Genomic DNA, 3,230 nt, shown 5'->3' with positions numbered 1-3,230 from the left:
ATCGGCATCCTGTTTTACATGGCCGAGATACTTGGTGCAGTAGGCACCGAAAATCAGGATCACCAGGAAGCAGAATACCGGAATGATGAATGAGTGCTGCACGCCGAAAACATCTGCCAGGTATCCCTGGAAGATCGGAACGATCGCTCCGCCCAGGATGGCCATTACCACCAGCGACGAACCCTGGCTGGTGTATTTGCCCAGTCCGGAAATCGCCAGCGTATAAATATTGGAGAACATGATGGAATTGAAAATCCCGATGCCCAGAATGCTGTACATGGCCATTTCGCCATGGTTCAGCATAGCGGAGATCAGCAGGATTACATTAACACCGGCAAAGATGGATAACGTCCTGGCCGGAGCCGATTTTCCGATAAAGAAAGCAATGAAGTTCAGCGCAATAAACACCAGGAAAAAGGAGATCTGTGCAAACGTGAGGTCTACAATACTGAAGATCACCAGGAATACCAGCGTGGCTGCTCCCAGCATGTATAAGGCTTTTTTGCCCTGGCTGATCGAATGGTTCAGGGAAATGGCTCCCAGGAAACGTCCGATCATGGCACCGCCCCAGTACAGGGAAAGGTAGTTCTTACTCACGGCTTCAGAAAGGTTGGTGATCTGGGGCTGCTCCAGGAAGCTGATGATAAAGCTTCCTACCGCAACTTCGCCGCCGACATAGCAGAACATGGCCAGGACCCCGAATTTCAGGTGGTTGTGCTGCAGGGCGCCGAAACCTTTTACAATTTCTTCGCTTTTTACCTGAAAGTCAGGAAGCTTTACCCGCGAAATCAGCAAAGCGACAAGGATCAGAATGGCTGCAAAGATAAGATACGGAATTTTGGTGGCGGCAGCGCTGAAGGATCCGTCCGGTGCGGAAAACAGCTCAAAGATGAGGTGTCCGCCCAAAACCGGGGCAATCGTGGTTCCGAAAGCGTTGAAAGCCTGCGTCATGTTCAGCCGGCTCGATGCGGAGTCTTCCGGTCCCAACAGGGAAACGTAAGCATTGGCCGTAATCTGGAGTACCGTGAACCCAAGCCCCAGGATAAACAGCGCTCCCAGGAACAAACCGTAGGAAGCCAGGCTGGCAGCCGGATAAAACAGCACACATCCCAGTGCCGCGAGGAAGATCCCGAAAAGGATTCCCTTTTTATAGCCTACTTTGTCGATGGGATCGCCTTTGGTAGTGGAAATCAGGAAATAAATCAGGGAACCGATAAAGTAAGCTCCGAAGAAACAGAACTGGACCAGCATCGATTCGAAAAAGGTCAGTTTGAAAAGTTGCTTCAGATAGGGGATCAGGATGTCATTCATACAGGTGATGAATCCCCACATAAAAAATAAGAGCGTAATGGTAATCAGCGGGACCGTGTAATTCCGGCTGTTGGTCTTTACTTCATTGATCATATACAGTCATTTATTAAAAAGTGCCTAAAGATAATCCCTTTTCCTGATAAAATCTTTATTTGGGACAATAAATATGAAGCGGTATTATAAGAAAAGTGAGTGCTGCCATTGGCAGAGTCCGGATGCATCATAAGACCGCAATCCTGCCTGATTTTGCAGCCGGCATAAAAATCTGCTGATTAATTTTCTGGTTTTCATTATTTTATCTGAAGACAGAAACAGGTGCACTGAAATACCGGCTCCGGTCCTCATTCCGGACATTTCCTCATCCACTGATCTGTTTCGCTTTAACCTTTTATGATAAGTATCTGATTTTTAGCACCGGTAACATCATCCGCACCGGCTGATGAATTGCAGCTTCCTGCCAAATCCACAGGCTGTGTTTTTCCGACAACTATGGTTCTCCTGATGGTTCAGTATCAGAAGTTGGGTAAGATATTAATTTTGTGGCATGACCATAATCAGAATATAATGACTGCCGGTACAACGTTAGGGAATTGTATATTTCAAGCATTTTTTTCCATCGTATAGCATTTCTTCCGGCTCAACTTCCTATAAGATCTAAAAAGATGATGGAATAAACATATGCTCCGCAGAAGCTGTCTTCAAATCACTGCATACGATAAGCACTGCAGAAGCAGCTTGTTTCCGGTAATTTAACTAAAATTCAACATTATTTGTTTTATATAAAATAAAAAACAGAAAGGTAATCAGGGATTTCTAAGCAGCATTATTCTTTAGAGAAAGCAATCTGATCATTTCCCATACAAGACTGCCGACCGTTACTCCGGCAAAAGGAACTTCCGGCTTCCTTCCTTATTAATCCGGTCACTGATTTGAGTTCACAATAAATCAGTTGCATCCATCAATCGCATCGGGTTTCAGCCCGATATCATGATAGCAGTATACCTCCGGCTTTAGCCAAAATCCATTCGAATTCAGCTCATGCCGGATCATCAGGCATCCTGTAGTAAATGAGCTTAAATCAATTCTACTGACCGCATACCTGATTATACATCGAACTTCCGGTAATTGACGGTCTCCGGACCTTTCCACCTGATCAATAACCTTCTGTACGGATGAATCAGGTCTTTTGCCCGGTCCCCAGGTTTTGTGCCTGATTCCTCCTGATGTATTCAGGAAAGATCACGGAATTATTCAGTATATTTGTCAGCATCACGATCACTACATATTAATTATGATGAAAAAAAGCGCGGGCCTGTTGCTGTTTAAAAGAAAAGAAAACAAAATCTGTTATTTCCTGGTTCATCCGGGCGGGCCTTTCTGGAAAAATAAAGACGAGGGCGCCTGGTCCATTCCGAAAGGGGAGCCTGAAGAAGGGGAAGACCTCCTGCAGCGGGCCATCATTGAATTCAGGGAAGAAACCGGTCAGTCGGTAAAGGGTGAATTCATAGAATTGCAACCGGTAAGGCAGAAGGCCGGCAAGACGGTATACGCCTGGGCGCTGGAACAGGATATCGGAACTTCCGGATTGAAAAGCAACACAATTATGATTGACTGGCCGCCGCGCTCGGGAAAGAAAATGGAAATTCCGGAAGTCGACCGCTGGGAATGGTTCGGGACTGAGGAAGCCTGTAAAAAAATAAATCCTGCGCAGGCAGAATTTATTATACAGGTGGAAAAATTGCTGAACGGCTGATGCCTGTTCAGGACTTTGGGTCCCCGTTTTTTTCTTTTTTAAAGCTGACCACTTCATAGTTCCCATCCGAGCAGTATTCTTTGCAGCTTTCGTCGGTAAAAGATTCCGGTGATGCAAGGTAATCTTCAATATATTTTGCACTCTCCTCCGTATCGGCTGGGGTGAT

The 3,230-nt window shown here is 45.9% G+C and carries 2 protein-coding genes; one reads left to right on the top strand and one right to left on the bottom strand.

All coding sequences use genetic code 11. From position 1 onward, the window contains the following. The coding region (locus QZ735_RS14350) for a sugar MFS transporter (protein ID WP_294249689.1) at nt 1–1,404 on the bottom strand (1,404 nt) is incomplete at its 3' end. A 1,198-nt stretch (nt 1,405–2,602) separates the two neighbouring features. Between QZ735_RS14350 and QZ735_RS14345 the strand changes: the two genes are divergently transcribed. After that, on the top strand, nt 2,603–3,064 hold the full coding sequence (locus tag QZ735_RS14345) for an NUDIX domain-containing protein (protein WP_294249687.1): 462 nt from the start codon (nt 2,603–2,605) through the stop codon (nt 3,062–3,064). The last annotated feature ends 166 nt before the right edge of the window (nt 3,065–3,230 follow it).

Source organism: uncultured Chryseobacterium sp., assembly GCF_913776365.1.
Taxonomy (GTDB): domain Bacteria; phylum Bacteroidota; class Bacteroidia; order Flavobacteriales; family Weeksellaceae; genus Chryseobacterium.
This window is presented reverse-complemented; position numbering and strand designations above follow the sequence as displayed.

Excerpts from the sequence above, each read along its gene's own strand:
- QZ735_RS14345 (WP_294249687.1), top strand. The coding sequence starts at position 2,603 with ATGATGAAAAAAAGCGCGGGCCTGTTGCTGTTTAAAAGAAAAGAAAAC.